Origin of the sequence: Streptomyces luteosporeus (genome assembly GCF_039532865.1) — a bacterium.
GTDB lineage: Bacteria > Actinomycetota > Actinomycetes > Streptomycetales > Streptomycetaceae > Streptomyces > Streptomyces luteosporeus.
Genome location: NZ_BAAASL010000003.1, coordinates 63,843 through 90,280 on the forward strand (window position 1 = coordinate 63,843; position 26,438 = coordinate 90,280).

At 74.4% G+C, this 26,438-nt stretch carries 27 protein-coding genes; 13 read left to right on the forward strand and 14 right to left on the reverse strand.

Annotation, left to right across the window (positions count from 1 at the left end):
• Window positions 1–9: 9 nt before the first annotated feature.
• From ABD361_RS04415 to ABD361_RS04430, 4 genes are all read right to left on the reverse strand, one after another.
• Window positions 10–972: an electron transfer flavoprotein subunit alpha/FixB family protein gene (locus ABD361_RS04415; RefSeq protein ID WP_344433341.1), complete on the reverse strand. Its 963-nt coding sequence runs from the start codon at window positions 970–972 to the stop codon at window positions 10–12.
• Window positions 973–1,021: 49 nt separating this feature from the next.
• Window positions 1,022–1,810 carry an electron transfer flavoprotein subunit beta/FixA family protein gene (locus tag ABD361_RS04420; RefSeq protein ID WP_344433342.1) on the reverse strand — a complete coding sequence of 263 codons (789 nt, stop codon included), beginning with the start codon at window positions 1,808–1,810 and terminating at the stop codon, window positions 1,022–1,024.
• A gap of 189 nt (window positions 1,811–1,999) precedes the next feature.
• On the reverse strand, window positions 2,000–2,494 hold the full coding sequence (locus ABD361_RS04425) for a flavin reductase family protein (RefSeq protein WP_344433343.1): 495 nt from the start codon (window positions 2,492–2,494) through the stop codon (window positions 2,000–2,002).
• A 152-nt stretch (window positions 2,495–2,646) separates the two neighbouring features.
• Window positions 2,647–2,961 (reverse strand): TlpA family protein disulfide reductase, encoded by a 315-nt coding sequence (locus tag ABD361_RS04430; RefSeq protein WP_344433344.1) that lies wholly within the window; start codon window positions 2,959–2,961, stop codon window positions 2,647–2,649.
• Window positions 2,962–3,196: 235 nt separating this feature from the next.
• Here ABD361_RS04430 and ABD361_RS04435 point away from each other — a divergent pair, with 235 nt between their 5' ends.
• A complete protein-coding gene (locus tag ABD361_RS04435; protein WP_344433345.1) occupies window positions 3,197–3,925 on the forward strand; it encodes a lysophospholipid acyltransferase family protein in 729 nt (242 codons plus the stop codon).
• A gap of 72 nt (window positions 3,926–3,997) precedes the next feature.
• Here the strand turns inward: ABD361_RS04435 and ABD361_RS04440 are convergent, their stop codons facing one another.
• From ABD361_RS04440 to ABD361_RS04450, 3 genes are read right to left on the reverse strand one after another with little or no spacing between them, the layout of a single operon-like run.
• Entirely contained in the window at window positions 3,998–5,089 is a 1,092-nt protein-coding gene (locus ABD361_RS04440) for a threonine aldolase family protein (protein WP_344433346.1), read from the reverse strand.
• Entirely contained in the window at window positions 5,068–5,832 is a 765-nt protein-coding gene (locus ABD361_RS04445) for an SDR family oxidoreductase (RefSeq protein ID WP_344433667.1), read from the reverse strand. Before ABD361_RS04445 ends, ABD361_RS04440 begins: the two co-directional genes overlap by 22 nt.
• Window positions 5,833–5,873: 41 nt before the next feature.
• Entirely contained in the window at window positions 5,874–7,271 is a 1,398-nt protein-coding gene (locus ABD361_RS04450; RefSeq protein WP_344433347.1) for a DUF6421 family protein, read from the reverse strand.
• Between the two features lie 420 nt (window positions 7,272–7,691).
• Between ABD361_RS04450 and ABD361_RS04455 the strand changes: the two genes are divergently transcribed.
• Genes ABD361_RS04455 through ABD361_RS04465 form a run of 3 tightly spaced genes read left to right on the forward strand, consistent with a single transcriptional unit; the run spans window position 7,692 to window position 10,233 of the window.
• The gene (locus ABD361_RS04455; RefSeq protein WP_344433349.1) at window positions 7,692–8,552 is read left to right on the forward strand and encodes an ABC transporter substrate-binding protein; all 861 of its coding nucleotides are present in this window, start codon (window positions 7,692–7,694) and stop codon (window positions 8,550–8,552) included.
• Complete coding sequence (locus ABD361_RS04460) at window positions 8,549–9,448, forward strand: amino acid ABC transporter permease (protein WP_344433350.1); 900 nt, start codon at window positions 8,549–8,551, stop codon at window positions 9,446–9,448. Before ABD361_RS04455 ends, ABD361_RS04460 begins: the two co-directional genes overlap by 4 nt.
• Entirely contained in the window at window positions 9,445–10,233 is a 789-nt protein-coding gene (locus ABD361_RS04465) for an amino acid ABC transporter ATP-binding protein (RefSeq protein ID WP_344433351.1), read from the forward strand. Before ABD361_RS04460 ends, ABD361_RS04465 begins: the two co-directional genes overlap by 4 nt.
• Window positions 10,234–10,254: 21 nt before the next feature.
• Here the strand turns inward: ABD361_RS04465 and ABD361_RS04470 are convergent, their stop codons facing one another.
• Window positions 10,255–10,803, reverse strand: coding sequence for a GNAT family N-acetyltransferase (locus ABD361_RS04470; protein WP_344433352.1), 549 nt, complete (start codon window positions 10,801–10,803; stop codon window positions 10,255–10,257).
• 76 nt (window positions 10,804–10,879) lie between these two features.
• On the opposite strand from ABD361_RS04470, the gene ABD361_RS04475 reads away from it, so the two are divergent.
• From ABD361_RS04475 to ABD361_RS04495, 5 genes are all read left to right on the forward strand, one after another.
• Window positions 10,880–11,272 (forward strand): VOC family protein, encoded by a 393-nt coding sequence (locus ABD361_RS04475; RefSeq protein ID WP_344433353.1) that lies wholly within the window; start codon window positions 10,880–10,882, stop codon window positions 11,270–11,272.
• A gap of 139 nt (window positions 11,273–11,411) precedes the next feature.
• Window positions 11,412–11,948, forward strand: coding sequence for a DUF5134 domain-containing protein (locus ABD361_RS04480; protein WP_344433354.1), 537 nt, complete (start codon window positions 11,412–11,414; stop codon window positions 11,946–11,948).
• A gap of 98 nt (window positions 11,949–12,046) precedes the next feature.
• Window positions 12,047–12,259 carry a hypothetical protein gene (locus ABD361_RS04485; protein ID WP_344433355.1) on the forward strand — a complete coding sequence of 71 codons (213 nt, stop codon included), beginning with the start codon at window positions 12,047–12,049 and terminating at the stop codon, window positions 12,257–12,259.
• Between the two features lie 86 nt (window positions 12,260–12,345).
• Window positions 12,346–13,638 (forward strand): DUF6986 family protein, encoded by a 1,293-nt coding sequence (locus ABD361_RS04490; RefSeq protein ID WP_344433356.1) that lies wholly within the window; start codon window positions 12,346–12,348, stop codon window positions 13,636–13,638.
• Between the two features lie 53 nt (window positions 13,639–13,691).
• A complete protein-coding gene (locus ABD361_RS04495) occupies window positions 13,692–15,236 on the forward strand; it encodes a carboxylesterase/lipase family protein (protein WP_344433357.1) in 1,545 nt (514 codons plus the stop codon).
• Window positions 15,237–15,618: 382 nt separating this feature from the next.
• Here the strand turns inward: ABD361_RS04495 and ABD361_RS04500 are convergent, their stop codons facing one another.
• Complete coding sequence (locus ABD361_RS04500; RefSeq protein ID WP_344433358.1) at window positions 15,619–16,665, reverse strand: LacI family DNA-binding transcriptional regulator; 1,047 nt, start codon at window positions 16,663–16,665, stop codon at window positions 15,619–15,621.
• A 147-nt stretch (window positions 16,666–16,812) separates the two neighbouring features.
• Here ABD361_RS04500 and ABD361_RS04505 point away from each other — a divergent pair, with 147 nt between their 5' ends.
• The gene (locus ABD361_RS04505; RefSeq protein WP_344433359.1) at window positions 16,813–17,787 is read left to right on the forward strand and encodes an ROK family protein; all 975 of its coding nucleotides are present in this window, start codon (window positions 16,813–16,815) and stop codon (window positions 17,785–17,787) included.
• Window positions 17,788–17,925: 138 nt separating this feature from the next.
• Window positions 17,926–18,963: an NUDIX hydrolase gene (locus tag ABD361_RS04510; RefSeq protein WP_344433360.1), complete on the forward strand. Its 1,038-nt coding sequence runs from the start codon at window positions 17,926–17,928 to the stop codon at window positions 18,961–18,963.
• A gap of 243 nt (window positions 18,964–19,206) precedes the next feature.
• Here ABD361_RS04510 and ABD361_RS04515 read toward each other — a convergent pair whose 3' ends face one another.
• Entirely contained in the window at window positions 19,207–20,598 is a 1,392-nt protein-coding gene (locus tag ABD361_RS04515; protein ID WP_344433361.1) for a dipeptidase, read from the reverse strand.
• A 190-nt stretch (window positions 20,599–20,788) separates the two neighbouring features.
• On the opposite strand from ABD361_RS04515, the gene ABD361_RS04520 reads away from it, so the two are divergent.
• Window positions 20,789–22,039: a geranylgeranyl reductase family protein gene (locus ABD361_RS04520; RefSeq protein WP_344433362.1), complete on the forward strand. Its 1,251-nt coding sequence runs from the start codon at window positions 20,789–20,791 to the stop codon at window positions 22,037–22,039.
• A gap of 100 nt (window positions 22,040–22,139) precedes the next feature.
• On the opposite strand, the gene ABD361_RS04525 is transcribed toward ABD361_RS04520, so the two are convergent.
• Complete coding sequence (locus ABD361_RS04525) at window positions 22,140–22,940, reverse strand: maleylpyruvate isomerase family mycothiol-dependent enzyme (protein WP_344433363.1); 801 nt, start codon at window positions 22,938–22,940, stop codon at window positions 22,140–22,142.
• A 26-nt stretch (window positions 22,941–22,966) separates the two neighbouring features.
• Window positions 22,967–23,854, reverse strand: coding sequence for a DUF2797 domain-containing protein (locus ABD361_RS04530; RefSeq protein WP_425583152.1), 888 nt, complete (start codon window positions 23,852–23,854; stop codon window positions 22,967–22,969).
• A 108-nt stretch (window positions 23,855–23,962) separates the two neighbouring features.
• On the opposite strand from ABD361_RS04530, the gene ABD361_RS04535 reads away from it, so the two are divergent.
• Window positions 23,963–25,186: an ROK family protein gene (locus ABD361_RS04535; protein WP_344433365.1), complete on the forward strand. Its 1,224-nt coding sequence runs from the start codon at window positions 23,963–23,965 to the stop codon at window positions 25,184–25,186.
• A 112-nt stretch (window positions 25,187–25,298) separates the two neighbouring features.
• Here ABD361_RS04535 and ABD361_RS04540 read toward each other — a convergent pair whose 3' ends face one another.
• Both ABD361_RS04540 and ABD361_RS04545 read right to left on the reverse strand, forming a co-directional pair.
• The gene (locus ABD361_RS04540) at window positions 25,299–25,820 is read right to left on the reverse strand and encodes an ATP-binding protein (protein WP_344433366.1); all 522 of its coding nucleotides are present in this window, start codon (window positions 25,818–25,820) and stop codon (window positions 25,299–25,301) included.
• Between the two features lie 199 nt (window positions 25,821–26,019).
• The gene (locus tag ABD361_RS04545; RefSeq protein WP_344433367.1) at window positions 26,020–26,358 is read right to left on the reverse strand and encodes a hypothetical protein; all 339 of its coding nucleotides are present in this window, start codon (window positions 26,356–26,358) and stop codon (window positions 26,020–26,022) included.
• Window positions 26,359–26,438: the final 80 nt, after the last annotated feature.

Below are 26,438 nucleotides of genomic sequence, written 5' to 3' on the forward strand. Positions count from 1 at the left end.
GAGGCGCGATCAGCCCTTGCGGGACTTGACCTCTTCCGTCAGCTGCGGGACGACCTCGAACAGGTCGCCCACGACGCCGTAGTCGGCGAGCTCGAAGATCGGGGCCTCGGAGTCCTTGTTGATGGCCACGATCGTCTTCGAGGTCTGCATGCCGGCCCGGTGCTGGATGGCGCCGGAGATGCCCGCCGCGATGTACAGCTGCGGCGAGACGGACTTGCCGGTCTGGCCGACCTGGTTGGTGTGCGGGTACCAGCCGGCGTCGACGGCGGCGCGGGAGGCGCCGACGGCCGCGCCGAGGGAGTCGGCGAGGGACTCGATGATCCCGAAGTTCTCGGCGCCGTTGACGCCGCGGCCGCCGGAGACCACGATCGCGGCCTCGGTCAGCTCGGGGCGGCCGGTCGACTCGCGCGGGGTGCGGGAGACGACCTTGGTGCCGGTGGCCAGCTCGCCGAAGGTCACGGCCAGCTGCTCGACCGTACCGGCGGCCGGGGCGGCCTCGGGGGCGGCCGAGTTGGGCTTGACGGTGATGACCGGGGTGCCCTTGGTGACGCGGGACTTGGTGGTGTACGAGGCGGCGAAGACCGACTGCGTGGCCACCGGGCCCTCGTCGCCGGCCTCCAGGTCGACGGCGTCGGTGATGATGCCCGAGCCGATGCGCACCGCGAGGCGCCCGGCGATCTCCTTGCCCTCCGCGGAGGAGGGGATCAGCACGGCGGCGGGGGAGACGGCCTCGTAGGCCGCCTGCAGGGCGTCGACCTTGGGCACGACGAGGTAGTCGGCGAACTCGGGGGCGTCGGCGGCGAGGACCTTGACCGCGCCGTACTCGGCGAGGGTCGCGGCGGCGGTGTCGGCACCGGCGCCCAGGTGCACGGCGACGGGCTCGCCGATGCGGCGGGCGAGCGTCAGCAGCTCCAGGGTGGGCTTGCGGACGGCGCCGTCCACGTGGTCGACGTAGACGAGGACTTCAGCCATGGCGTTGCTCTCCTGCGGGGAAACGAGGACGGGAAGGGGACGGCGCGGCTCAGATGAACTTCTGGCCCGCGAGGAACTCGGCGAGCTGCTTGCCGCCCTCGCCCTCGTCCGTGACGATGGTGCCGGCCGTGCGGGCCGGACGCTCCGCGGCCTCGTCGACCGCGGTCCAGGCGCCCTCCAGACCGACCTCGTCCGCCTCGATGTCCAGGTCGGACAGGTCCAGGGACTCCACCGGCTTCTTCTTGGCGGCCATGATGCCCTTGAAGGAGGGGTAGCGCGCCTCGCCCGACTGGTCGGTGACGGAGACGACGGCCGGCAGGGCGGCCTCCAGCTGCTCGCTGGCGGCGTCGCCGTCGCGGCGGCCGGTGACCTTGCCGTCGGCCACGGCGACCTCGGAGAGCAGGGTGACCTGCGGGACGCCCAGGCGCTCGGCGAGCATCGCCGGCAGCACGCCCATGCCGCCGTCGGTGGAGGCCATGCCGCTGATCACCAGGTCGAAGCCGGTCTTCTCGACGGCCTTGGCCAGCACCAGGGAGGTGCCGAGCGCGTCGGTGCCGTGCAGGTCGTCGTCCTCGACGTGGACGGCCTTGTCGGCGCCCATCGACAGCGCCTTGCGCAGCGCGTCGTTCGCGTCCTCGGGACCGATGGTCAGGACGGTGATCTCCGCCTCGCCGTCGGCCGCCTCCTTGATCTGCAGCGCCTGCTCGACCGCGTACTCGTCGAGCTCCGAGAGCAGGCCGTCCACGTCGTCGCGGTCGACGGTCAGGTCTTCGGCGAAGTGCCGGTCGCCGGTGGCGTCGGGCACGTACTTCACACAGACAACGATCCTCAAGCTCACGCCGGCTCTCCTACTGCATCGTCTCTATCAAAGCTGCCTTGACAGGCAGCATAGGCGCCTGGTGGGGCGGGATCCCGGTCGGCGGCGTCCTCGCTCCGACCAGAATGTTACTCGTCAGTACATCGAGCGTGGTGACCGAACGCAAGGCCGGTCCACTGTGATCTGCCCAACGCGTGGGACGGGGACGCTTCAGTCGCGCAAGGCGTTGAAACGCCCCTGGTGGTACAGCAGGGGCCGGCCGTCGCCCGTGGGATCCCCGGCCACCACCTCGGCCAGCACCACACGGTGGTCACCCGCGGGCACCCGGGCCACCACCCGGCACACCAGCCACGCCAGGACGTCCTCCAGCACCGGCACCCCGTGCGGGCCCGGCCGCCAGCGGGTGGGCGGGGCGAAACGGTCCGCGCCGCTGCGCGCGAAGGTGGCGGCGAGCTGCTGCTGGTGCTCGCCGAGTATGTGCACGCCCACGTGCTCGGCCCCGGCCAGCACCGGCCAGCTGGAGGAGCCGGTGCCCACCCCGAAGGAGACCAGGGGCGGCTCGGCGGCGACGGAGGTCAGGGAGGTCGCGGTGAAGCCGGCCGGGCGGGCACCCTGCGCGGTGATCACCGCGACGCCGGCCGCGTGCCGGCGGAAGACCGAGCGCAGCAGCTCGGGGCTGCCGAGGTCGGCGGGGGAGGCCGTCATGGAGTTGTCGTGTCCTTCCGAAGGGGCCCGGGCGGCATGGCGTCACAGTGACGATCGACGCCGTGCGTCGTCAAGCGAGGGCCTACGGGTGGGAGGTGGATCACGCCGCGTCACCTCTGCGCATCACGACGCCGCGTCAAACGCCGCATCCGTCACAACGCCGCGCCGAGCGCGGCGACGACGTCGGCCCGGCGCGGCTGCCCGGCGGCCCGGCGCACGACGCGGCCGCCGGCGTCCAGGACGAGCGTGGTCGGGGTGGCGGTCACCTCCAGCGCGCGCACCAGTTCCAGGCGGGACTCCGCGTCGATCTCGACGTGCACCACGCCCTCGACCATGGCGGCCACGTCCGCGAGCACCCGCCGGGTGGCCCGGCACGGCTGGCAGAAGGCACTGGAGAACTGCACGAGCGTCGCCCGCTCGCCCAGGCGCGCGCCGAGTTCGGCCCCGCTCAGCCGCGTCGGCTGCATCGTGTGCTCCTTCGTCGTGTCCGCCGCATCCATCGGCGTCCGTGCCCTCGCGTCAGCGCCCGCCGTAACCGGGAAATTTCCCGACGTGACGAGGATCTCCACCCCGGCCCGGTCTCCCAGCTGGATCGGCGCGTGCCCATTCGGGCACGATCTGGCGAAAGCCAGACCCTACGTCCGCGTAACTTCAGCATCTCAACCGGGAGCACCCTCCCCGGGCCGGAAGGATCTTCCCGATATGGCAGAGCTCGTCTACCCCCCGGTGATCGGATTCGCACGCACCATGTTCAAGGCCTTGGACCTGCGGTTCGACATCCAGGGCAGCGAGCACGTCCCCCAGCGCGGCGGGGCCGTGCTGGTGAGCAACCACATCGGCTACCTCGACTTCGTCTTCTGCGGGCTGGCCGCGCGGCCGGCGGGGCGCCTGGTGCGCTTCATGGCCAAGGAGTCGGTCTTCCGGCACAAGGTCTCCGGGCCGCTCATGCGGGCCATGAAGCACATACCCGTCGACCGGGCCGCGGGCGCCGACGCCTACCGCCACGCGCTGTCCGCGCTGCGCTCCGGCGAGGTCGTCGGGGTCTTCCCCGAGGCGACGATCTCCACGTCCTTCACGCTGAAGAACTTCAAGACGGGCGCGGCACGGCTGGCCCAGGAGGCCGGGGTGCCGCTGGTGCCCATGGCCCTGTGGGGCACCCAGCGGCTGTGGACCAAGGGCCGCAAGCGCGACCTGGGCCGCAACCACGTCCCCGTGACCATCCGGGTGGGCGAGCCGGTCGAGGCCGCGGCGGGCGAGTCCGCCGAGCAGGTCACCGACCGGGTGCGCGGCCGCGTCCAGCAGCTGCTGGAGGCCGCCCAGCGCGCCTATCCGGTGCGCGCCGACGGCCCCGGCGACAGCTGGTGGGTGCCCGCCCACCTCGGTGGCACGGCCCCCACGCCGGCCGAGGCCGCCCTGGCCGAGCGGCGCTGATACGACGACGGGTGCGGGGTACGTACGCCGTCGTACGTACCCCGCACCCCGTACGGTGCAGGGCGCTCGCGCCTACCGCTTGGCCATTTCCTCGGCGACCGCCGCGGTGAAGGCGTCCACGTCGGCCTCGGTGGTGTCGAAGGAGCACATCCAGCGCACGTCGCCGGCCGCCTCGTCCCAGAAGTAGAAGCGGTAGCGCTTCTGCAGCCGCTCGCTCACGTCGTGCGGCAGGCGGGCGAAGACCGCGTTGGACTGCACCGGGTGCAGCACCTCCACGCCCTCGATCCCGCGCACGCCCTCGGCCAGGCGGGCGGCCATGGCGTTGGCGTGGGAGGCACTGCGCAGCCACAGGTCGCCCGACAGCAGCGCCTCGAACTGCACCGAGACGAAGCGCATCTTGGAGGCGAGCTGCATCGACAGCTTGCGCAGGTGCTTCATCGCCCGCACCGCGTCCGGGTCGAGAACCACGACGCACTCGCCGAAGACCATGCCGTTCTTCGTTCCGCCGAAGGAGAGCAGGTCCACACCGGCGTCGGTGGTGAAGGCCCGCAGCGGCACGCCCAGGGAGGCCGCCGCGTTGGCGATCCGCGAACCGTCGAGGTGGACCTTCATGCCCCGCTCGTGGGCGTGGTCGCAGATCTCGCGGATCTCCTCGGGCGTGTAGCAGGTACCCAGCTCGGTGGTCTGCGTGATCGAGACGATCTGCGGCTGGGCGCGGTGCTCGTCGTCCCAGCCCCACGCCTCGCGGTCGATCAGCTCCGGCGTCAGCTTGCCGTGCTCGGTGGGCACGGCGAGCAGCTTCAGCCCGCCGACGCGCTCGGGCGCGCCGCCCTCGTCGACGTTGATGTGCGCGCTCTGCGCGCAGATCACCGCCCCCCAGCGCTCGCTGGCGGCCTGCAGGGCGACGACGTTGGCGCCCGTGCCGTTGAACACCGGGAAGGCCTCGGCGGTGGGCCCGAAGTGGGCCCGCATGACCTCCTGCAGGTGGGCGGTGTAGTCGTCCTCGCCGTAGGCGACCTGGTGGCCGCCGTTGGCGAGGGCGAGGGCCGCGAGGACCTCCGGGTGGGCCCCGGCGTAGTTGTCGCTGGCGAAACCGCGCAGCTGCGGGTCGTGCCGGCGTATCGCGTCGGTCGCCGGGGGGATCACGGTTGCGGGGTCAGCCACTGACGGGTTCCGTTCACTTCGTGGGCGGGCTTCTCCCAGACGCCGGCGATGGCCTGGGCCAGGTCCTTGACGTCGGTGAATCCCGCGAATTTCGCGTTGGGTCGTTCGGCGCGCATGGCGTCGTGCACCAGGGCCTTGACCACCATGACGGTGGCGGCGGCCGGCGGCTCGCCCTCGCCGCCCGCCTTGCGGAAGGAGTCCGCGAGCGCCAGGGTCCAGGCCTCGGCGGCGGCCTTGGAGGCCGCGTAGGCGGCGTTGCCGGCGGTGGGCTTGCTCGCGCCCGCGGCGCTGACCAGCACGTACCGGCCGCGGCCGCTGCGGGTCAGGGCGCCCTCGAAGGCCAGCGAGGTGTGCTGGACGGTGCGGATGAGCAGCTTCTCCAGCAGCTCCCAGTCGGCCAGGTCCGTCTCGGCGAAGGTCGCCGAGCCGCGCCAGCCGCCGACGAGGTGGATCAGGCCGTCGATCCGCCCGAACTCCTTCTCCGTCCGGTCCGCCCAGGCGCGGGTGCCGTCCAGGTCGAGCAGGTCCACGGTCTCGCCGGTCACGGTCGCGCCTCCGTGCGCGTACCGGGCGGCGTCCACGGCCTCGGCGAGGCGGGCCGCGTCGGCGTCGGAGGCCACGACGGTGGCCCCGGCCTCGGCCAGTCGCAGCAGGACCGCCCGTCCGGCCGCTCCGGCCGCTCCGGCCACTGCCACCACGGCGCCCTCCAGGGGGCCGCCGTTGCCGTTCGACGGAGTGCTCATGCCCGTCGCCTCCTTCTCCTGCTCGCTCACGTTCTGCTCGCTCACGCCGCGACCCGCTCCACGTCCGCCGCGGTGATCCCCTTGGTCGAGGCGATCACGGACCGCAGCTTCTTGGCAAGGGCCTCGTAGAACATGCTGAGCGGGAACTCGTCCGGGAGCACCTCGTCCACGAGCTTGCGCGGCGGCTGGGTGAGGTCCAGGGCGTCCGGGCCCTTGGCCCACACGGAGCCGGGGTGGGGGGCCAGGTAGGAGGAGACGAGCTCGTAGGCGGCGAACCAGTGCACGAGCTTGGGGCGGTCGATGCCGTCCCGGTAGAGCTTCTCGATCTCGCCGCACAGCTGGTTGGTGACCTGCGGAGCCCGCTCCCAGTCGATGCGCAGGGTGTTGTCCGTCCAGCGTACGACGTCGTGCTTGTGCAGGTACGCGAAGAGCAGCTGACCGCCCAGGCCGTCGTAGTTGCGCACGCGCTCACCGGTGAGCGGGAAGCGGAACATCCGGTCGAAGAGCACCGCGAACTGCACGTCACGGGCCTGCGGGTAGCCCTCGTCCGCCAGCTTCACGGCCTCCTTGAACGCCGTGAGGTCGCAGCGCAGCTCCTCCAGGCCGTACATCCAGAACGGCTGGCGCTGCTTGATCATGAACGGGTCGAAGGGCAGGTCGCCGTGGCTGTGGGTGCGGTCGTGGACCATGTCCCACAGCACGAACGCCTCCTCGCAGCGCTTCTGGTCGCCGAGCATCGCCGCGACGTCGTCCGGCAGGTCCACGCGCAGGGTCTCCACTGCCGCCTCGGTCACCCGGCGGAAGCGGGCGGCCTCGCGGTCGCAGAAGATCCCGCCCCAGGTGAAGCGCTCGGGGGCCTCGCGCACCGCGATCGTCTCGGGGAAGAGCACGGCGGAGTTGGTGTCGTAGCCCGAGGTGAAGTCCTCGAACGTGATGCCGAGGAAGAGCGGGTTGTCGTACCGGGTGCGCTCCAGCTCGGCCAGCCACTCCGGCCACACCACGCGCAGGACGACGGCCTCCAGGTTGCGGTCCAGGTTGCCGTTCTGCGTGTACATCGGGAAGACCACCAGGTGCTGCAGCCCGTCGGCGCGCCGGGCGGCCGGCTGGAAGGCCAGCAGCGCGTCCAGGAAGTCCGGCACGCCGAAGCCCGAATCCGCCCAGCGGCGCAGGTCGGCCACCAGGGCCTCGTGGTAGGCGGCGTCGTGCGGCAGGAGCGGGGAGAGCTCCTCGACGGCCGTTATGACCGCCTCGACCTGTGCCCGGACCGCCTCGCCCGGCGGCGCTCCGCCGGCGGTGAGGTCGATCGAGCCGTCGGCGGCCTGCCACGGCCGGATCGTCTCGACCGCCGTCTTGAGCGCGGCCCATGCCGGGTGCTCCACGACACGATCGTCAGACAGAATGTCGGTTTTGACCGCTGTCGACGCAAGAATTTCCGTCACGACTGCCCCTCCTCGGGAGAACCTGGCGTTAAGACACCGTATCCAGGCGAGGTTCTTCAGCTCAAGGGCCGTGGCGAGAAATTATCCTGCCGTCCCCCGGGGTGGACCGACGTTTTTCCTGTGCGCCTACCCCGAACGAGGCAACGCGAGAGGACGTGCGCCACCCCCGGCGCGCCTTTCACCCCCGCGACACGGGCGAAAACCGGCCACGCACGGGGTGCACCGTCCTTCCCGGACGGCTACCCACGTTGCGGCCGCTTCATGACGTTCCGGCCGGTTCAAGCCGGTCCATTCGTGCCGGTCCATTTGTGCCGGCCCGTTCATGCCGTCCCGTTCATGCACAGGCAACAACCTTCCGCCATCCGGACGGACGGCGGTCCCTCCTGGACAGCCCCGCACGGCCGCTGCCAGTCTCCCGCCATGCCCGTCGCCACCCAGCCCGCCCGCCTGGCCGCCGCCCTCGCCGTGCTGCTCGCCGCGGTCACCGGCTGCGCGCCGCAGGACGAGACCGGCACCGCGGCACCCGCCGCCTGCACCGGCCCCAGACCCGCCACGCGCACCCCCGGCACGCTCACCGTCGGCACCGACAAACCCGCCTACGCCCCCTGGTTCCAAGGCGACGACCCGGCCGACGGCAAGGGCTTCGAGTCGGCCGTCGCCTACGCCGTCGCCGCCCGCCTCGGCTTCGACCGCTCGGCGGTCCGCTGGCGCACCGTGCCCTTCAACAACGCGGTCGCACCCGGCCCCAAGGACTTCGACTTCGACATCAACCAGGTCTCCATCAGCGACGAACGCCGCCGCGCCGTCGACTTCTCCAGCGGCTACTACTCCGTGCGCCAGGCCGTCGTCGCCCTCAAGGACTCGCCGGCCGCGCAAGCCACCACCGCCGCCGGCCTGAAGCACGCCCGCCTCGGCGCCCAGGTCGGCACCACCAGCCTCGACGTCGTCAACGACGTCATCAGGCCCGACCGGCAGCCCGCGGTCTTCCAGAAGAACGACTACGCCAAAAGCGCCTTGAGGAACCGTCAGGTCGACGCCGTCGTCGTCGACCTGCCCACCGCCTTCTTCATCACCTCCGCCGAGGTGCCCGAGGCGAAGGTCGTCGGCCAGTTCCCGGCCACCGGCGCCCGCGCCGAGCAGTTCGGGCTCGTCCTGGACAAGGGCAGCCGGCTCACCCCGTGCGTCAGCAAGGCCGTCGACGACCTGCGCGGCGACGGCACCCTGGCCCGCCTGGAGAAGCAGTGGCTGGCGGACGCCGCCGGCGCACCGGAGCTGCGATGACGGCCCGCGGGACGACGGCCCGGCCGAAGGACGCTGCACCCGGGGCGGACGGCTACGTGCCCTCCGCCCGGCGCCTGGAACGCGAACGCTTCCGGCGCGCCCGCGCCCGCCGTGCCCGGGCGCTCGCCGCCGCCAGCACCCTGCTCACCGCCCTCGCCCTCGTCCTCCTCGTCGTCAACTCGCCCGGCTGGCCCCGCACCCGGCAGACCTTCCTCAGCTACCACCACGCCCGCGAGGCCCTGCCGCACATCCTCACCGGACTGTGGCTCAACGTCCGGCTGCTGCTGGTGTGCGGGGCGGCCGTCCTCGTCCTCGGCCTGCTGATCGCCGTCGCCCGCACCCTGCGCGGGCCGGTCCTCCTCCCGCTGCGCGTGCTCGCCGCCGCCTACACCGACTTCTTCCGCGGCCTGCCGCTGATCATCTGCCTGCTCGTGGTCGTCTTCGGCGTCCCCGCCCTGCGCCTGCAGGGCGTGACCACCGACCCCGTCCTGCTCGGCGGCACCGCGCTCGTGCTCACCTACTCCGCCTACGTCGCCGAGGTCTTCCGCGCCGGCATCGAATCCGTCCACCCCTCCCAGCGCGCGGCCGCCCGCTCGCTCGGCCTGAACACCGGGCAGACCCTGCGCTTCGTCGTGCTGCCGCAGGCCGTGCGGGCCGTGGTGCCGCCGCTGCTCAACGACCTCGTCTCCCTGCAGAAGGACACCGGCCTCGTCTCCGTCGCCGGAGCGGTGGACGCCGTCTACGCCGCGCAGATCAGCGCCGCGAAGACCTTCAACTACACGCCCTACGTCGTCGCAGGACTGATCTTCGTGGCCCTGACCGTCCCCATGACCCGCTTCACCGACGCCGTCACCGCCCGCATGGACCGCCGCCGCGCCAAGGGAGGACTGCTGTGACCGCTGCGACCACACCCGCGGACGCCATCGCCGGCCCCGCGCACCCCGTCCTGCGCCTGGAAGCCGTCAGGAAGTCCTTCGAGGGCACCGTCGTGCTGCGCGACGTCGACCTGGAGGTCGCCCCGCACACCGTCACCGCGCTCATCGGCTCCTCCGGCTCGGGGAAGTCCACGCTGCTGCGCTGCGCCGGCCTGCTGGAGGAGATCGACGACGGCGCGATCCTGCTCGACGGCACCGAGATCACCGACCCCCGCGCCGACCAGGACGCCGTGCGCCGCCGCATCGGCGTCGTCTTCCAGGCGTACAACCTCTTCCCGCACATGACCGTGCTGCAGAACATCACCCTCGCCCCGCGCCGCGTGCACGCCGTGCCCCGCGCCGAGGCGGAGGAGCGGGCGTGCGCCCTGCTGGAGCGGCTCGGCCTGGCCGACCGCGCCGGGGAGTACCCCGACCGGCTCAGCGGCGGCCAGCAGCAGCGCGTGGCCATCGCCCGGGCCCTGGCCGTACGGCCCCGGCTGCTGCTCCTGGACGAGATCACCGCCGCCCTCGACCCCGAGCTCGTCGGCGAGGTGCTCGACGTGGTGCGCGGCCTGAAGGACGAGGGCATGACCATGGTCCTGGCCACCCACGAGATGGGCTTCGCCCGCGACGTCGCCGACCAGGTGTGCTTCCTGGACGGCGGAGTGGTCGTCGAACGCGGCACTCCTGCCCGCGTCCTCGGCGAGCCCGGCCACGAGCGCACACGGCGCTTCCTCAGCCGGCTCGTGGCGGCGGGACGGCTGTGAGGAGGGCGCTGCCGCCCGGGGTCAGACGAGGTCCTTGATCAGCAGCTCGAACTCCAGGTCCGCCCGGCGCGGTATGCCGAACCGCTCGTCGCCGTACGGGAACGGGCTCATCCGCCCCGTACGGCGGTAGCCGCGGCGCTCGTACCAGGCGATCAGCTCCTCGCGCTGCCTGATCACCGTCATGTGCATCGCCCGCGCGTCCCACTCGGCGCGCGCCAGCCGCTCCGCCTCGGCCATCACCAGCTTGCCCAGGCCGCCGCCCTGCGCCGTCGGCCGGACCGCGAACATGCCGAAGTAGACGTGGTCGCCGCGGTGCTCCAGGTGGCAGCAGGCCACCGGCTCGCCGTCCCGCTCGGCCACCAGCAGCCGGCTGCCGGCGTCGTCCAGCAGCCGGAGCACACCGGCGGCGTCCGTGCGCTGCCCGTCCAGCAGGTCGGCCTCCGTCGTCCAGCCCGCGCGGCTGGCGTCGCCCCGGTACGCCGACTCCACCAGCGCGACCAGCGCGGGCACGTCCCCCGCGTCCGCGATCCGGAAGACGGGCAGGTCCGTGCCGGGGGTGACGGTCTCCATGGGTACCGGGATCCTTTCGCGCGGTTTCGGGCGTACGTACGACCCTAGCCGAGCCGGAATGCGTACAGTCACCGGCATGGTGCACGTACTGAGCAGCAGGTTCTTATTGCGACCGACCGACCCCGAGCGGTCCCGGGCCTTCTACGGCGAAACGCTGGGGCTCGCCGTATACCGCGAATTCGGTACCGGCCCCGAGCGCGGGGTCGTCTACTTCCTCGGCGGCGGATTCCTGGAGGTCTCCGGCCGCTCCCCGGCCCCGCCCGCCCCCGGACTCGAACTGTGGCTCCAGGTCGCCGACGTCACGGCGGCCCACGAGGAGCTCGCCGCCCGCGGCGTGACGGTGCTGGAAGCCCCCGAGCGCAAGCCGTGGGGACTGATCGAGATGTGGATCGCCGACCCCGACGGGGTGCGCATCGCGGTGGTCGAGATCCCCGAGGGACACCCCCTGCGCTACCGGCCCGGCATCTGAGAGGCGGCTCGTGCGCCGGCGGTGAGCGGGCGCATGCGACGGGGCCGGCGTGCTCCCCGTGTGCGCCCGTGCGCTCCCGTGCGCGGCCCCACGGATGGGCAGCCTCCCCAGGAGGTGTGCACGCCCGGGGAGGTGCGCCGTGCACGGACCGCCGCTGGCCGGCTGGCTGCTCGTCGTCCTGGGCACGGCCACCGGGGCGTACTGCCTCCTGCGCGCCCGGACCGGCGCCGCGGGGGAGCGCCGGTCCGCGGCGGACGACGCGGTGATGGGCCTGGGCATGGCCGCCATGGCCGTGCCGGCCACCGCCTGGGACACCGCCCCCTGGCGACCGGTGCTCCTCGCCGCGCTCTTCGCCGCGGCCGCCGTGCGCGCCCTGATGACGGGGCACCATCTGCACCACACGGTGGGAGCCCTGGCGATGGTCTACATGTCCGTGGCGATGGTGCCGGCATCCACCCAGGGCACCCACACCGGCCACCACCGCCCGGCGGGCACGCCCCTGCTCACCGGCCTCCTCCTGCTGTACTTCGCCGCGTACGTCGTCCGCACCGCGGCCGCCGTCGTGCCCGTACCCGCCCCGGCGGGCGGCCCGCCGCGGCCACCGGGCCGCGAGCTGACGCACGCCTGCCGGCTGTCGATGGCCATAGGGATGCTGACCATGCTCCTGACCCTGTGACGGCTCCGTCCGGGTGACCTTGCCGTCCCCCCAGGTGTCCCCGCGCGCCGGGCGCTGGAAGAGATCCGTCCGGAGGACGGATCCCACGAGGAGGCCCCATGGAGACGGACACCGTGACGCGGTTTCTCCACGCTTTGAGCCCGGCCAGCCGGGAGGACGTCCAGCAGCTGCCGCGCGAGGAACAGGAGAAACTGGCCGCGACCTGGGAGGACTACCTGCGCGACGACACCGACCTGCTGTCCCTGAGCGAACTGGACCCACCCACCGCCGAGAACCGCGCGGCCGAACACGTGGTGCGCGAGTACTTCTGACACCGGCCGCACCATTGCCCCGTGCCCTCGCGCCTGGCTACGTTCGCGCCACCGGACGGTCAGTACGCGAGGTGGCGGAGGGACGCATGGGGACGCAGCCGGAAGTCGTGACGACCTTCACGCGCGCGGTGAGCGAGCGCATCGGGGCGCTGCTCGGGCCGGTCGATGCCGCGTTGGCGCGGCGCTATCCCGGGGAGCCGGGCACCCGTCAGCCGGTGCACACCGTGTACGTCCCGGCCGATGCCTTCGGCGCCGGCACCGCGCGGGCCTGGGGCGAGCAGGCGCTGGCGGCGCTCGACGAACACGCGGCCGATGCCGCCGCGTTCGGCGCGGTGCTGGGCCTGCCGGAGAAGCTTTCAGGCGAGGTGTACGCCCGCGTGCGGGCCAAGCTGGGCACGGAACCGGTGGAGGACCTGCGCATCGACTTCGAGGACGGGTACGGGGTGCGCCCGGACGCCGAGGAGGACGCCGCCGCGGCGCGGGCCGCCCGTCTGGTGGCCGCCGGCACCGGGACCCCGTACACGGGCATCCGCATCAAGTGCCTGGAGGCCGCCGTGCGCGAGCGCGGCATCCGCACCCTCGACGTCTTCCTCACCGGGCTGATCGCCGCGGGCGGGCTGCCGGACGGGCTGGTGGTCACGCTGCCCAAGGTCAGCCACCCGGCGCAGGTGGCGGCGATGGTGCGGCTCATGGAGGAGTTCGAGAAGGCGCACGGCCTGCCCGAGGGCCGGCTCGGGTTCGAGATACAGATAGAGACCGCGCAGGCCGTGCTCGGGCCCGACGGCCGGGCCACGGTCGCCCGCCTCGTCGAGGCGGGGGAGGGGCGCGTGACCTCCCTGCACTACGGCACGTTCGACTACAGCGCGGCGTGCGGGGTCGCGGCCGCCCACCAGTCGCCGGACCACCCGGTGGCCGACCACGCCAAGGCCGTGATGCAGGTCGCCGCGGCGGGCACCGGGGTGCGGCTGTCGGACGGCTCGACGAACGTCCTGCCCGTCGGCCCGCGCGAACGCGTCCACGAGGGATGGCGGCTGCACCACGCCCTCGTGCGGCGCTCCCTGGAACGGGCGTACTACCAGGGCTGGGACATGCACCCGGCGCAGCTGCCCACGCGCTACGCCGCGGTGTACGCCTTCTACCGCGAGGGCCTCGGGCCGGCCGCGGAGCGGCTGGCGGCCTACGCCGCCGGCGGCGGCGACGGCGCCGTGCTGGACGAGCCGGCCACGGCACGGGCGCTGGCCGGCTTCCTGCTGCGGGGCGTCGACTGCGGTGCGCTCGACGCGGCGGAGGTCACCGGCCCGACGGGCCTCGCCCTTTCTGCCCTCGACGCCCTGGCGGGCCGTTGCGGGCGCGCGGAAAACGGCTGGCGCTCGTCCTGATCCGACGGGAGGATCGACGATGGCGGCCACCCCGTGCCCGGGAAGGGACTGCGATGACCACTGCCGTGCCCGAAACCACCGGACCCCCTCCCGAAGTGCGCATCGCGTCCGGAGTGCTGCGCGGCAGCACGCAGGAGGGCGTGGCGGTCTTCCGCGGGATTCCGTTCGCCGAGCCGCCGGTGGGCGGCCTGCGGTTCGCCGCGCCCCGGCCGGCCGGGCGCTGGGAGGGCGTGCGCGAGGCCGTGGCGTACGGCCCGCCGCCCCCGCAGGCTGCGGCGTTCGGCATGGACGCGCTGTCGCGGGGCACCGGCACCGACTGGCTGACGGTCAACGTCTGGTCGCCCGAACCGCGTACGGGGGCGGGCCTTCCGGTGCTGGTGTGGCTCCACGGCGGCGCCTACATCGTCGGCACCGCGGCCCAGCCGGAGTACGACGGGGCCCGCCTCGCGCGGGAGGGCGGTCTCGTCGTGGTGACGTTCAACTACCGCCTGGGCATCGAGGGTTTCGCGCAGATCGAGGGGGCGCCCGCCAACCGGGGGCTGCTCGACCAGATCGCCGCGCTGGAGTGGGTCCGGGACAACGTCCGGGCCTTCGGGGGCGACCCGGACCGGGTCACGGTCTTCGGCCAGTCGGCGGGCGCGGGATCGATCGCCGCGCTGCTGACGGTGCCGCGCGCGGCCGGGCTCTTCCGCCGGGCCGTCGCACAGAGCGTGCCGGGCACCTTCTTCTCACCGGAACTCGCCGCCGACGTCACCGCCGCCTGCGCCGCCGAGCTGGGCCTGCGGCCCACCGCGGCCGACCTCGCGACCGTGGCCCCGGACCGGCTGTCGGCCGCCGGTGACGCGGTCGGCGCCAAGGCGGCGGCGTTCGCGGGGCGCTGGGGTTCGATCGCGCACCGGCCCATCCTGTTCTCGCCCGTCGTCGACGGCGACGTCCTGTCCGCCACGCCCTGGCAGGCCCTGGCCGGCGGTGCCGGCCGGGACGTGGACCTCGTGGTCGGCCACACCCGTGACGAGCAGCGACTGTTCGACGTGGTCGACGGCACGCTCGGGCAGGTGACGCCGGAGCAGGCCGCCACCGCCCTGGAGCGGTTCGCCCCCGGCCCGGACGGTGCCCGCCGCTACCGCGACGCCTTCCCGGCCGCGGGCCCGGGCGAGCTGTACGAACTGGTCAACTCCGACCGGCTGTTCCGCATGCCGAGCCTCCACCTCGCCACGGCGCAGACCGCCGGCGGCGGACGCGCCCACCTGTACGAGCTGACCTGGGCGGCCCCTGCCATGGGCGGCGCCTTCGGCGCCTGCCACGGCCTCGACGTCCCGCTGGTGTTCGGCAACCTGGGCAGCGGCCTGGCCACGATGATGATCGGCGACGGCGGCGGCGCCCGTCCCGCCGCGGAGGAGGTCTCCGCCTCCCTGCGCGCCGCGTGGGCGGCCTTCGCCGCGCACGGCGACCCCGGCTGGCCGGCGTACGACGCCGAGCAGCGCCTGACGCGGCTCTTCGACACCCGGCCGGTGACCACCGCCTACCCGGAGGAGGCGTCCCGCCTGGTGTGGCAGGACCACGTCTTCGCGGCGCTGCCGCTGCACGGCGCCCCGTAGGGGCGCGGGGCGGTGCCGACCTGCGGCTGCCGCCGCGCGGGCGCGGCACGGCACCCCGTCCGGGGGTGCGTCGTGGCTTGTCGCGCAGTCGACGCGCCCCTGACGGGACGCCGTGTGCTGGTGCAGTGCCCCGCCAGGGGCGCGGGGAACTGCGCGATCGGCCACCGACGGCCCGCAGTCGACGCGCCACCCCCAGGCCCGGGCGAAGGACGGCACCCTGCCTGCGGGCGCGCGAGCGCGTGGGCGCGATCGGCCACGGCGCGCCCGCAGGCCGGTGCTGGGGTGGGGCTTCGGCCGCAGGCCGTCGGTGGCTTGTCGCGCCCACGCGGCGGAGCCGCACATCGACACCGCCCCGCGCCCCTGCGGGGCGACGGCCCAGGAGTCACCCCGTGACGGGCGGCAGTTCGCCGGAGCCGCGGACCACCAGGCGGGTGGGGACCTCGACGTGGCGCGGGGTGTCCTCGGCGCCTTCCAGGCGCTGGAAGAGCAGTTCGGCCGCGGTGCGGCCCAGGCGGGCGGCGTCCTGGGCCACGACCGTGATGCCGGGGGAGAGCAGGCCGGCCAGTTCCAGGTCGTCGAAGCCGACGAGGGCCGCGGGCCGAGGCGAACGCGCCAGCAGCTCCAGGACGGTGACGGTGACGCGGTTGTTGCCGGTGAACAGGGCGGTGACCGGCTCGGGGCCGGTGAGCATGCGCTCGGCCGCGGCGCGCACGCGGTCGGGGGCGGTGGGGCCGAGGCCCAGCCACTCGTCGGCCACGGGCAGCCCCGCCTGCGCCATCGCGGCCCGGTAGCCGCGCAGTCGCTCGGCCGCGGTGTGGATGCCGGGCCGGTCGCCGATGAAGCCGATGCGCCGGTGGCCGTGGGCGATGAGGTGGGCGACGCCCTCGCGGGCGCCGCCGAAGTTGTCGGAGAGGACCGCGTCGGCGGATATGAGCCCGGCGGGCCGGTCGACGAAGACGGTGGCGATGCCGGCGGCGATCTCGGGTTCGAGGTAGCGGTGGTCGTGGCCGGCCGGGATGACGATCAGGCCGTCGACGCGGCGGGCGCAGAAGGCGAGGGCGACCTCCTGCTCGCGCTCGGGGTCCTCGGCGCTGGAGCCGTTGAAGAGCAGGGCGCCGTGGTCCCGGGCGACCTCCTCCACCGCGCGGTTCAAGGGCGCGTAGAACGGGTCGGCGAGGTCCTCCAGGACCAGGCCGATGGAGGCGGTGCGGCCCTTGCGCAGGATGCGGGCGCTGTCGTTGCGCCGGAAGCCGAGGGCGGTGATGGCGTCGCGGACGCGCCGCTCGGTCTCGGCGGTGACGCCCGGCTCGCCGTTGACCACGCGGGAGACCGTCTTCAGGCCGACGCCGGCGCGGGCGGCGACGTCCTTCATGGTGGGGCGGGTGCCGTAGCGCGGCTGCCCCACGAGGGGGCCGCGGGCGGTGTTCATGGGCGTTTTCCGGTCCTTTGTGCGTGCGGGGGCCGCCGGTTGCGCGGGGGCGGTGTCGAGCATAGAGGTGGACAACGTTGTCAACCCCGGTGAGACTGGGGCCCGTACACCGACCGACCGGCCGCACCCAGGAGAGACGCGAGCACCGTGCACACCGAACCCGGCGACCTCGTCGCCGCTCTCGACATCGGCGGCACCAAGATCGCCGGCGCGCTGGTGGACGGCCGCGGCCGGCTGCTGCGGCGCGTCCGCCGGGCGACCCCGGCGGACGGGGACGCGGCCGCGGTCATGGCCGCGGTCGCGGCGGTCCTCGGTGAACTGGCCGCGGCCGCCGAGTGGTCGGGCGTACGGGCCGTGGGCATCGGCAGCGCCGGGCCCGTGGACGCCTCCGCCGGCTGCGTGAGCCCCGTCAACGTGCCCGGCTGGCGGGACTTTCCGCTGGTCGCCGAGGTGACCGCGGCAAGTGGCGGGCTCCCGGTGGTACTGGTGGGCGACGGGGTGGCGATGACCGCCGCCGAGCACTGGCAGGGCGCCGCCCGCGGCCACGACAACGCGCTGTGCATGGTGGTCTCCACGGGCGTCGGCGGTGGCCTGGTGCTGGGCGGTCGCCTGCATCCCGGCCCCACGGGAAACGCCGGCCACATCGGGCACATCAGCGTCGACCTCGACGGGGACCGCTGCGCCTGCGGCGGGCGCGGCTGCGTGGAGCGGATCGCCAGCGGGCCGAACATCGCCCGCCGGGCGCTGGCCGAGGGCTGGCGGCCGGGGGCGGACGGGGACGCGAGCGCCCAGGCCGTCGCCGCCGCGGCCCGCGCCGGGGACGAGGCCGCGCGCGCCTCCTTCGCCCGCGCCGCCCGGGCGCTGGCCGCCGGCATCGCCGCGACGGCCACCCTCGTGGAGGTCGACGTCGCGGTGGTGGGCGGCGGTGTGGCGGGCGCGGGCGAGGTGCTCTTCGGCCCGTTGCGCGCGTGCCTGCGCGAGTACGCGGCGCTGTCCTTCGCCGCGGGCGTCCGGGTGGTGCCGGCCCGGCTGGGCGCGGACGCGGGCCTGGTGGGCGCGGCGGCCGCGGCCGCGGGGGAGCTGGGGCTGTGGGGACTGCCGGGGAACGCCTCCGGCATATGACGTGGGCTCAGGCCCTGGTCAAGACGGGCCCGGCGATCGGGCGCGGGCACCATGCCCCTCGTACACGTTTCCGTGGCAAGGTGGTGCGGGACGTGCTGTCGGGGGCGGTCCCTGGGGGACCGCGCAGAAGGGGGAACCGTGATCGTCTGGCTGAACGGCCCGTTCAGTGGCGGCAAGACCAGCACGGCGCAGGAACTGGTCCGGCTCCTTCCGGACAGCACCCTCTACGACCCGGAGGTGATCGGCGCGGCACTGCGGCACCTGCTGCCGCAGAAGAGAATGGCGCAGGTCACCGACTACCAGGACCTGCCGATGTGGCGGCGGATGGTGGCCGACGCCGCGGCGGCGCTGCTGGCCGAGGTGGGCGGGGTGCTCGTGGTGCCGATGACGCTGCTGCGGCAGGAGTACCGCGACGAGATCTTCGGCGCCCTCGCCTCCCGTCGGATCCAGGTGCGCCATGTGGTGCTCACCGCCGACGAAACGATACTGCGGGAGCGCATCGAGGCACGCGTGGAATTCCCCGGCGACGCGGTGCGCAGCGAATCCGTACGGCAGTGGGCGCGCGACCACCTGGCCCCCTACCGGGCCGCCCTCGGCTGGCTGAAGGAGGACGGCCTGGTCGTCGACACCGCCGGCCGCACCCCGCGCGAGGTCGCCGAACAGGTCGCCGAAGCCGTCCGCAACGGCACCGCCGGCTACTGCCCCATCGTCCAGACGCCCGAGCCGACGGCGGCCACGCTCGCCGCCGGCGTGCTGCTGTTCGACGAACACGACCGCTTCCTGCTCGTCGACCCCACCTACAAGCCCGGCTGGGAGTTCCCCGGCGGCGTCGTCGAACAGGGCGAGGCCCCCGCCCGGGCCGGCATGCGCGAGGTCGCCGAGGAGATCGGCATCGAACTGCAGGACGTACCGCGGCTGCTGGTGGTCGACTGGGAGCCGCCCAAGCCACCCGGCTTCGGCGGCATGCGCTTCCTCTTCGACGGCGGGCGGCTGCACTCCGCCGAGGCCCACCGCCTGCTGCTGCCCGGCTCCGAGCTGCGCGGCTGGCGCTTCGTCACCGAGGACGAGGCGGCCACGATGCTCCCGCCGGTCCGCCTGAGCCGGCTGCGGTGGGCGCTGCGCGCCCGGGAACGGGGCTGCCCGTACAACCTGGAGGCCGGCGTCCCGGTGGGGTGACGGCGCCGCCCCGTAGGGGCGCGGGGCAGTGTCGATCTGCGGCTCCGCCGCGTGGGCGCGACAAGCCACGACGCGCCCCGCAGACGAAGTGCCGTGCCCGGGGCGCGGGGTGCCACGTCGGCTGCAGGCCGTCGGTGGCTGATCGCGCAGTTCCCCGCGCCCCTTACGGGGCGCCGTGGCGCGGCATGACGCCGATTCGCCGGACATGCCCTGGGGGCGCGCCGCGCCCCAACCGGCGGACGCTCAGGTGCGGCTGCCCGCGTAGTCCGCCAGGAAGAGCGCCTCGGCCAGGGCGAGGCGCTCCAGCTCCTGCGGCGAGACGCTCTCGTTCACCGCGTGGATCTGCGCCTCCGGCTCGCTCAGGCCGATGAGCAGGATCTCCGCCTGCGGGTAGAGCGAGGCGAGGGTGTTGCACAGCGGGATCGAGCCGCCCATGCCCGCGGTCTGCATCTCCTCGCCGGGGTACGCCACACCCATGGCCCGGGCCATCGCCTCGTACGCCGGGCTGGAGGTGTCCGCCTGGAACGGCTGGCCCTGGCCGACCTGCTCCACCGAGACCCGGGCGTTCCAGGGGGTGCTCGCCTGCAGGTGCGCGGCCAGCAGCTTCGTCGCCGCGGCCGCGTCCGTGCCCGGCGGCACCCGCAGGCTGATCAGGGCGCGGGCACTGGCGTGCACGGACGGGGTCGCGCCGACCACCGGCGGGCAGTCGATGCCGAGGACGGTCACGGCCGGGCGGGCCCACAGCCGGTCGGCCACCGTGCCCGAGCCGATCAGCGCGACGCCGTCGAGCACCTTGGCGTCCTTGCGGAAGTCCGCCTCCGGGTACTGCAGGCCCTCCCAGCTCGCCGCCGCCTGCTCCTCCAGGCCGGGCACGACCGTCGAGCCGTCCTCGTCGCGCAGCTTGTCCAGGACGCGGATCAGGGCCGCCAGCGCGTCCGGCGCGGCACCGCCGAACATGCCGGAGTGCAGGTTGCCCTCCAGCGTGTCCACCTGCACGCGCACCAGCGTCATGCCGCGCAGGGTGGCCGTCACCGTGGGCAGGCCGAGGCGGAAGTTGCCGGCGTCACCGATGACGATGGCGTCGGCCGCCAGCAGCTCCGGGTGCGCCTCGGCGTACCGCTCCAGGCCCCCGGTGCCCTGCTCCTCCGAGCCCTCCACGATCACCTTCACGCCGACCGGCACGCCACCGTGCTCCTTCAGCGCCCGCAGCGCCATCAGGTGCATGATGAAGCCGCCCTTGCAGTCGGCCGAGCCCCGGCCGTACCAGCGCCCGTCGCGCTCGGTCAGCTCGAACGGCGGGGAGACCCAGGCCGCCTCGTCCAGCGGCGGCTGGACGTCGTAGTGGGCGTACAGCAGCACGGTCGGCGCCCCGGCCGGACCGGGCAGGTGGCCGTAGACGGACTGGGTGCCGTCCGGGGTGTCCAGCAGCGCCACGTCCTCGAAGCCCTCGGCGCGCAGGGCGCCGGCCACCCAGTTCGCGGCCGCCTCGCACTCGCTCTTGGGGAACTGCGCCTCGTCCGCCACCGATCGGAAGGCCACCAGCTCGGCCAGTTCGGTCCGGGCCCGCTGCGTGAGCCCGGCGACGGTGGTCGCCAGCGCGGCGGGGTCCGGCAGACGGGACGAGGACGTGTCCATGGAACGCTCTCCTTCGAGACGCGGCAGCGGTCGTTCGTGCCGTGACCGCACCTTTCGTACGGATGCACGGTTGTGTCCGCCGATCCTCCCACGGCCCGCCCCGGGCTCACCCCCGAGGGGGCGCGCCGCGACGGGCCGTAGGATGCGGACGAAAGCCGTTGCCGTGAAGGTGTGGGGAGCGAAGGCACAGGTGAGCAGCGACAGCGCAGCCCGGGACGAGGGACGTCAGACGGCCGGCGAGCCGGCCGGGGAACCGGTCTGGGACGTCGTGGTGGTGGGCGCCGGGCCCGCCGGCGCCTCGGCGGCCCACGCCGCGGCCGCCGCCGGCCGCCGGGTGCTGCTCCTGGAGAAGGCGGAACTGCCCCGCTACAAGACCTGCGGGGGCGGCATCATCGGCCCCTCGCGCGACGCGCTGCCGCCCGGCTTCGAGCTGCCGCTGCGCGACCGCGTGCACGCCGTCACCTTCTCCCTCAACGGCAAGCTCACCCGCACCCGCCGCTCCAAGCGGATGCTCTTCGGGCTCATCAACCGGCCCGAGTTCGACGCCGGACTCGTCGACGTCGCCAGGGCCGCCGGGGCCGAGGTGCGCACCGGGGTGACCGTCTCGCGCGTCGAACAGCACGGTGCGGCCGTGCCCGACCGGCGCACCGTCGCCGTCGTCCTCGGCGACGGCAGCACCGTCCTGGCCCGCGCCGTCGTCGGCGCCGACGGCAGCGCCGGGCGCATCGGCGCCCACGTGGGGGTGAAGCTGGAGCAGGTCGACCTCGGCCTGGAGGCCGAGATCCCCGTGCCCGCCACCGTGGCCGAGGACTGGGCCGGCCGGGTGCTCGTCGACTGGGGCCCGATGCCCGGCAGTTACGGCTGGGTCTTCCCCAAGGGCGACACCCTGACCGTCGGCGTCATCGCCGCCCGCGGCGACGGCGCCGGCACCAAGCGCTACCTGGAGGACTTCATCGGCCGGCTCGGCCTCGCCGGCTTCGAGCCGAAGATCTCCTCCGGCCACCTCACGCGCTGCCGCACCGACGACTCCCCCCTCTCCCGCGGCCGGGTCCTCGTCTGCGGCGACGCCGCCGGGCTGCTGGAGCCGTGGACGCGCGAGGGCATCTCCTTCGCCCTGCGCTCCGGCCGGCTGGCGGGGGAGTGGGCGGTACGCATCGCCGAGGCGCAGGACGCCGTCGACGCCCGCCGCCAGGCCCTGAACTACGCCTTCGCCATCAAGGCCGGGCTCGGGGTCGAGATGGGCGTCGGGCGCCGCATGCTCGCCCTCTTCGAACGCCGGCCCGGCCTGATCCACGCCGCGGTCACCGGCTTCCGCCCGGCGTGGCGCGCCTTCGCGCGCATCACCAGCGGCTCGACGACGCTCGCCGAGATCGTCCGCACGCATCCGGTGGCCCGGCGCACCCTGGCCGGCATCGACCGCCCGGGTACGTCGGGCGCCTGAGCCGGCCCCCGAATGGGGCGCCCCAAAGGGGCGCGGGGAACTGCGCGACCAGCCAGGAACGACCCGCACCCGAGGGGCAAACCGGGCTCGGGTGGGGCCCTCACTCCTCCTGGAGCCAGAAGCCCGTGCGGTCCAGCCAGAGCGCCAGCAGCCCCGCGTCGCCGGTGACGTGGACGTCCGGGGCCGGGCGGCGGTAGAGGAAGAGGAGCAGGTCCGTCAGGGAGCCGTGCACCACGACCGTCGCGTCGGCCGGTGCCGGGCGCACCACGGGGGCCGTACCGGTCAGGTCGACGAACCAGTCGGCGGGCCGGGCCCCGGTGGCGTGGAAGTGCAGGGTGCGGCCGGGGCCGAGCAGGCCCGGCCGGCCCGGGGCCGCCTCGTACGCCTCCGGCAGGCCGGCGAAGCCCAGCCACTCCTCGACGGCGTCCCGCGCCACCTCGGCCTCCAGCGCGAACTCCGCCCCCACGGCCAGCGCCGCGTCCGCCCGGTGCACGGCCGTCTCGTGGGCCATCCTGCGGGCCCAGAACCCGGCGCACCGGTAGCGGGCCGACTCCTCCGGCACCGGCGACCACACCGGTGCGGCCGGCCCGGCCGTGCGCAGGGTCCCGGCCAGCAGCGCCGCGCCCTCCTCCAGCCAGGAGCCCAGCGGGTCGAGGTCCTCGCCGGTGCGCTGGGGGACGGTGTTCAGCTCCGTGTCGGGGACGGGCTCCTGCGCCCGCGTCCGTACGGCCGTCTCCGCCCACCGGTGGGCGCCGCCGAGGTGCCGCAGCAACTGGCCGAGGGTCCACTCGGGGCAGGTGGGCACCGGGGCGTCCGCGTCCGCCCCGTGGACGTGGGACCTCAACAGGGCCGTCTGCGCGAGGATTTCCGCGCAGTGGCGCTCGAAGCTCAGGGCCGTCATGGCACCACCGTAGCGGCGGCTTCCCGTCAGAAGAGCCCTTCGGGCTCCGGCGCCGCGGCCCGGACCGCCGCCGTCGTCCGGGCGTTTGGCGCGGCGGCCGTCAGCGGCCAGCCGGCCAGCTGCCGCGCGTCGACGACCAGCTGGTGGCCCTCGGCCGTCTCCAGATGGACGTCCGGGCCCGCCACGGCGGCCACCCGGCCCGCCACCGTGCACCCGGGGGCGAGCTCGGCCAGGGCCCCGCCGGTGCGTATGCCCTCCGTGTGGAACGCCTCGTCGTGGTGCACCACGGCCGGCGGCAGCGTGTGCAGCGACTCGGGCAGCCCCGCCAGCCCGAGCGCCTGCGCGTGCGTCGCCGCCAGCTCCCGCGCGCGCCGCTCCCGCGGCGGCAGCGGATGGCGGGCGGTGCGCTTGGCCGCGTACGGGATGCGGTCGGGGACCGCGAGGGCGGCACCCAGCACGGCCTCCGCGCGGCGTGCCGCCATGAGCGGGCCGCGCCCCAGCAGCACGTACGACAACGCGGCCTGTTCCAGCAGGCGGATACCCTGCCGCTCGGTGGCCGTGATACCGACCTTGACCAGACCGGGGCCGAACCACGCCAGGTACACGTCGTAGGGACGGGGGTCGTCGGCCAGGGTGTCGGCCGCCACGGAGCGGGAGCGGTCCAGCCGGGCGCAGTCGGCGCACTGCGCCGAGGTGACCGTGGCCGGGACGCCGGCACCGGTCGGGCACGGGGTGTGCCGGCCGCCGCGGCGCACGCCCACACAGTGGCGGCCGGCGCCCGTGGTGAAGGACAGCGCCCTGCCGGGCGGCAGCGGGGAGAGGCGCTCGCCGCGCCCGGGGCGGCGCCACACCAGGGCCGGGCCGTCCGCGCTCCAGCGCAGGCCCGCGCACAGCCAGCCGCGCTCCTGGGCGATCACCACGGCAGCCTCCCCTCGCTCACACAGCCATCCTGTCAGCCGGCACTGACACGCAGGCGGCCGTCCGTGTTTTGTTCAGCGACGGCACAAAGTCAGAATAGGAGCGTGACCCAGACCCGGACCACCCGCCTGGAGCGGGGCAGAGGGGCGCTCGGCCCGGCCCTCCAGCTCGTACACACCGGCCGCGCGCCCACCCGCGCCGTGCTCACCGCCGAACTCGGCGTGACCCGGGCGACCGCTGGCGCCGTGGCCGCCGAACTGGAAGCCCTCGGGCTGATCACCGTCGACCCGCACCCCGTGGCCGCCGGCGCCCAGGGACGCCCCTCCCACCGGCTGTCCATCGCCCCCGGCGGACCGGTCGTCCTCGCCGCGCAGATCCACGCGGACGGCTACCGGGCGGCCCTCGTCGGCCTCGGCGGGCGCATGGTCGCCACCGCACCCGGCTGCATGGACGTCCCCGCCGACCCCTCCCGCATCCTCGACGCCGTCGTCGAAGCCGGCGCCACCCTGCTGCGCGAGACCGGCCGGCAGTGCCTCGGCGCGGGCCTCGCCGTGCCCTCGGCCGTGGCCGAACCCGACGGCACCGCCCTCAACCCGCTGCACCTGTCCTGGCCCGCCGGCGCGCCCGTACGCCGGCTGTTCACCGAAGCCCTCGCCAAGAGCGGGATCACCGGAGCGGACGGCAGGCCGCTCGCGGGAGTCGCCGGCAACGACGTCAACCTCGCCGCCCTCGCCGAGCACCGGCACGGCGCCGGCCGCGGCGCGCGGCACCTGCTGTGCGTGGCCACCGGCCACCGGGGAGTCGGCGGGGCGCTCGTCCTGGACGGCCGTCCCCACACCGGCAGCTCCGGGCTCGCCCTGGAAGTCGGCCACCTCACCGTCAACCCGGCGGGGCTGCCGTGCCATTGCGGCAGCCGCGGATGCCTCGACGTCGAGACCGACCCGCTCGCCTTCCTCACGGCGGCCGGCCGCACGCCCGGCCCCGCGGTGTCACTGCTGCAGCAGTCGCGGGAGCTGCTCCGTTCGGAGTACTCCGACCCGGCGGTACGGGCCGCGGCGGAACTGGTCGTCGACCGGCTCGGGCTCGGGCTGGCGGGACTCGTCAACATCCTCAACCCGGATCGGATCCTGCTCGGCGGACTCCACCGCGAACTGCTGGAAGCCGACCCCGAGCGGCTGCGGGCCGTCGTGGCCGACCGGAGCCTGTGGGGGCGCAGCGGGAGCGTCCCGATCCTCGCCTGCACGCTCGACTTCAACAGTCTCATCGGGGCGGCGGAGGCGGCTTGGCAGCCGGTGCTGGACGATCCTCTGCGGGTGCTGGTGGGGTGACGCGCCCGCTTGCGGGGTGCGCGGTCGGGTGCGGCTCCGTTGTGGCTTGTCGCGCAGTTCCCCGCGCCCCTGGGGGTGGGGCCGTGTGCCCCGCGCCCCTTCGGGGCGCTGGTCAGGTGCGGGTTCGGGTGGGGCGGGCGCCGGCCAGGGCGGGTTCCTCGTGGGGGGTGAGCGTGGCCGGCAGGGCGGCGCGCTTCTTGGGGCGGCGGGCCGTGCGCGGCGGGGTCGACGGGGCGCTCGCGGGAACGGACAGCGTGAACCAGACGACCTTCCCGCCGTCCGGCCGCTCCTGCACGCCCCAGCTGGAGCTGAGCGCGGCCACCAGGGCCAGCCCCCGGCCGTGGGTGCTCGCCGGGTCCGCAGCGCCCAGGGTGGGCAGCCGGGGGTCGTGGTCGCGCACGGAGACGGTCAGCCGGTCCAGCACCAGGTCGAGTTCGACCGTGCAGTGCTTGTCGGGCTCCGCGTGCTGGTGAACGTTGGTCAGCAGCTCGGTGACGCACAAGGCCGCGCGGTCGATGAGCGGATCGAGATGCCAGTAGCGCAACTGCGCAGATACGATTCTGCGGACCTGGCCGATCCGCGGCGGCAGAGCCTGGAGCTCGACGGTGCAGTGCCTGTTCACTCGGCTGATCACGGCTGCGACTCCCTGAAGAAGTAGGGCTAGCCTGATTCCGAAACGCGTTGCCTCACGCGCCTGTTGCGGACCGGCGGCGTCCCCCCGCCGGTCCGTACGGCGGACTGGTCCGCAGGGTGACCGCCGGTAGACCCTCGGTGATGCCGGTACTTGCGTCAAGGGTCGACTCTCGCAGCCGCCTTCGCAACTCCTGCACCCGTCAGTGCTTCGGCGTGCTTCCGTGCGCCGACCGCACCACCTCCAGAAAACGGTTGACCTCTTCCTCGGCCTTGTCCTCGGCGTCCTCGGCGGCCGCCTCGTGCTCGGCGCCCAGGGTGAGCACGTAATGGTGGCCGTTGACCGTCGCCCTCGCCCGGTCGCGGGCGAGCCAGGGCTTGCGGGCCTGCACCGAGTCCACCGGCGCGCTGTCGATCTCCCGGCCGTAACTGGTCAGCAGCTCCAGGCGGCCGTCCTTGATCTGCACCTGTCCGGCCCGGGTCAGCGACCGGTGGTCGCGGTCGATCCGCACGCCCCTCGCGCTGAATTCCGCTTCCGCCACGGCGTACCGCCTTTCGTGTCGTGTCCGGATCGCCCTTCAGGCGCAGTCTGCCCGTGACCGGGCCCGGACACCAGTGCCCG

Excerpts from the sequence above, each read along its gene's own strand:
- ABD361_RS04415 (WP_344433341.1), bottom strand. The coding sequence starts at position 972 with ATGGCTGAAGTCCTCGTCTACGTCGACCACGTGGACGGCGCCGTCCGC.
- ABD361_RS04425 (WP_344433343.1), bottom strand. The coding sequence starts at position 2,494 with ATGACGGCCTCCCCCGCCGACCTCGGCAGCCCCGAGCTGCTGCGCTCG.
- ABD361_RS04430 (WP_344433344.1), bottom strand. The coding sequence starts at position 2,961 with ATGCAGCCGACGCGGCTGAGCGGGGCCGAACTCGGCGCGCGCCTGGGC.
- ABD361_RS04435 (WP_344433345.1), top strand. The coding sequence starts at position 3,197 with ATGGCAGAGCTCGTCTACCCCCCGGTGATCGGATTCGCACGCACCATG.
- ABD361_RS04445 (WP_344433667.1), bottom strand. The coding sequence starts at position 5,832 with ATGAGCACTCCGTCGAACGGCAACGGCGGCCCCCTGGAGGGCGCCGTG.
- ABD361_RS04455 (WP_344433349.1), top strand. The coding sequence starts at position 7,692 with ATGCCCGTCGCCACCCAGCCCGCCCGCCTGGCCGCCGCCCTCGCCGTG.
- ABD361_RS04460 (WP_344433350.1), top strand. The coding sequence starts at position 8,549 with ATGACGGCCCGCGGGACGACGGCCCGGCCGAAGGACGCTGCACCCGGG.
- ABD361_RS04470 (WP_344433352.1), bottom strand. The coding sequence starts at position 10,803 with ATGGAGACCGTCACCCCCGGCACGGACCTGCCCGTCTTCCGGATCGCG.
- ABD361_RS04475 (WP_344433353.1), top strand. The coding sequence starts at position 10,880 with ATGGTGCACGTACTGAGCAGCAGGTTCTTATTGCGACCGACCGACCCC.
- ABD361_RS04485 (WP_344433355.1), top strand. The coding sequence starts at position 12,047 with ATGGAGACGGACACCGTGACGCGGTTTCTCCACGCTTTGAGCCCGGCC.
- ABD361_RS04490 (WP_344433356.1), top strand. The coding sequence starts at position 12,346 with ATGGGGACGCAGCCGGAAGTCGTGACGACCTTCACGCGCGCGGTGAGC.
- ABD361_RS04495 (WP_344433357.1), top strand. The coding sequence starts at position 13,692 with ATGACCACTGCCGTGCCCGAAACCACCGGACCCCCTCCCGAAGTGCGC.
- ABD361_RS04500 (WP_344433358.1), bottom strand. The coding sequence starts at position 16,665 with ATGAACACCGCCCGCGGCCCCCTCGTGGGGCAGCCGCGCTACGGCACC.
- ABD361_RS04515 (WP_344433361.1), bottom strand. The coding sequence starts at position 20,598 with ATGGACACGTCCTCGTCCCGTCTGCCGGACCCCGCCGCGCTGGCGACC.
- ABD361_RS04525 (WP_344433363.1), bottom strand. The coding sequence starts at position 22,940 with ATGACGGCCCTGAGCTTCGAGCGCCACTGCGCGGAAATCCTCGCGCAG.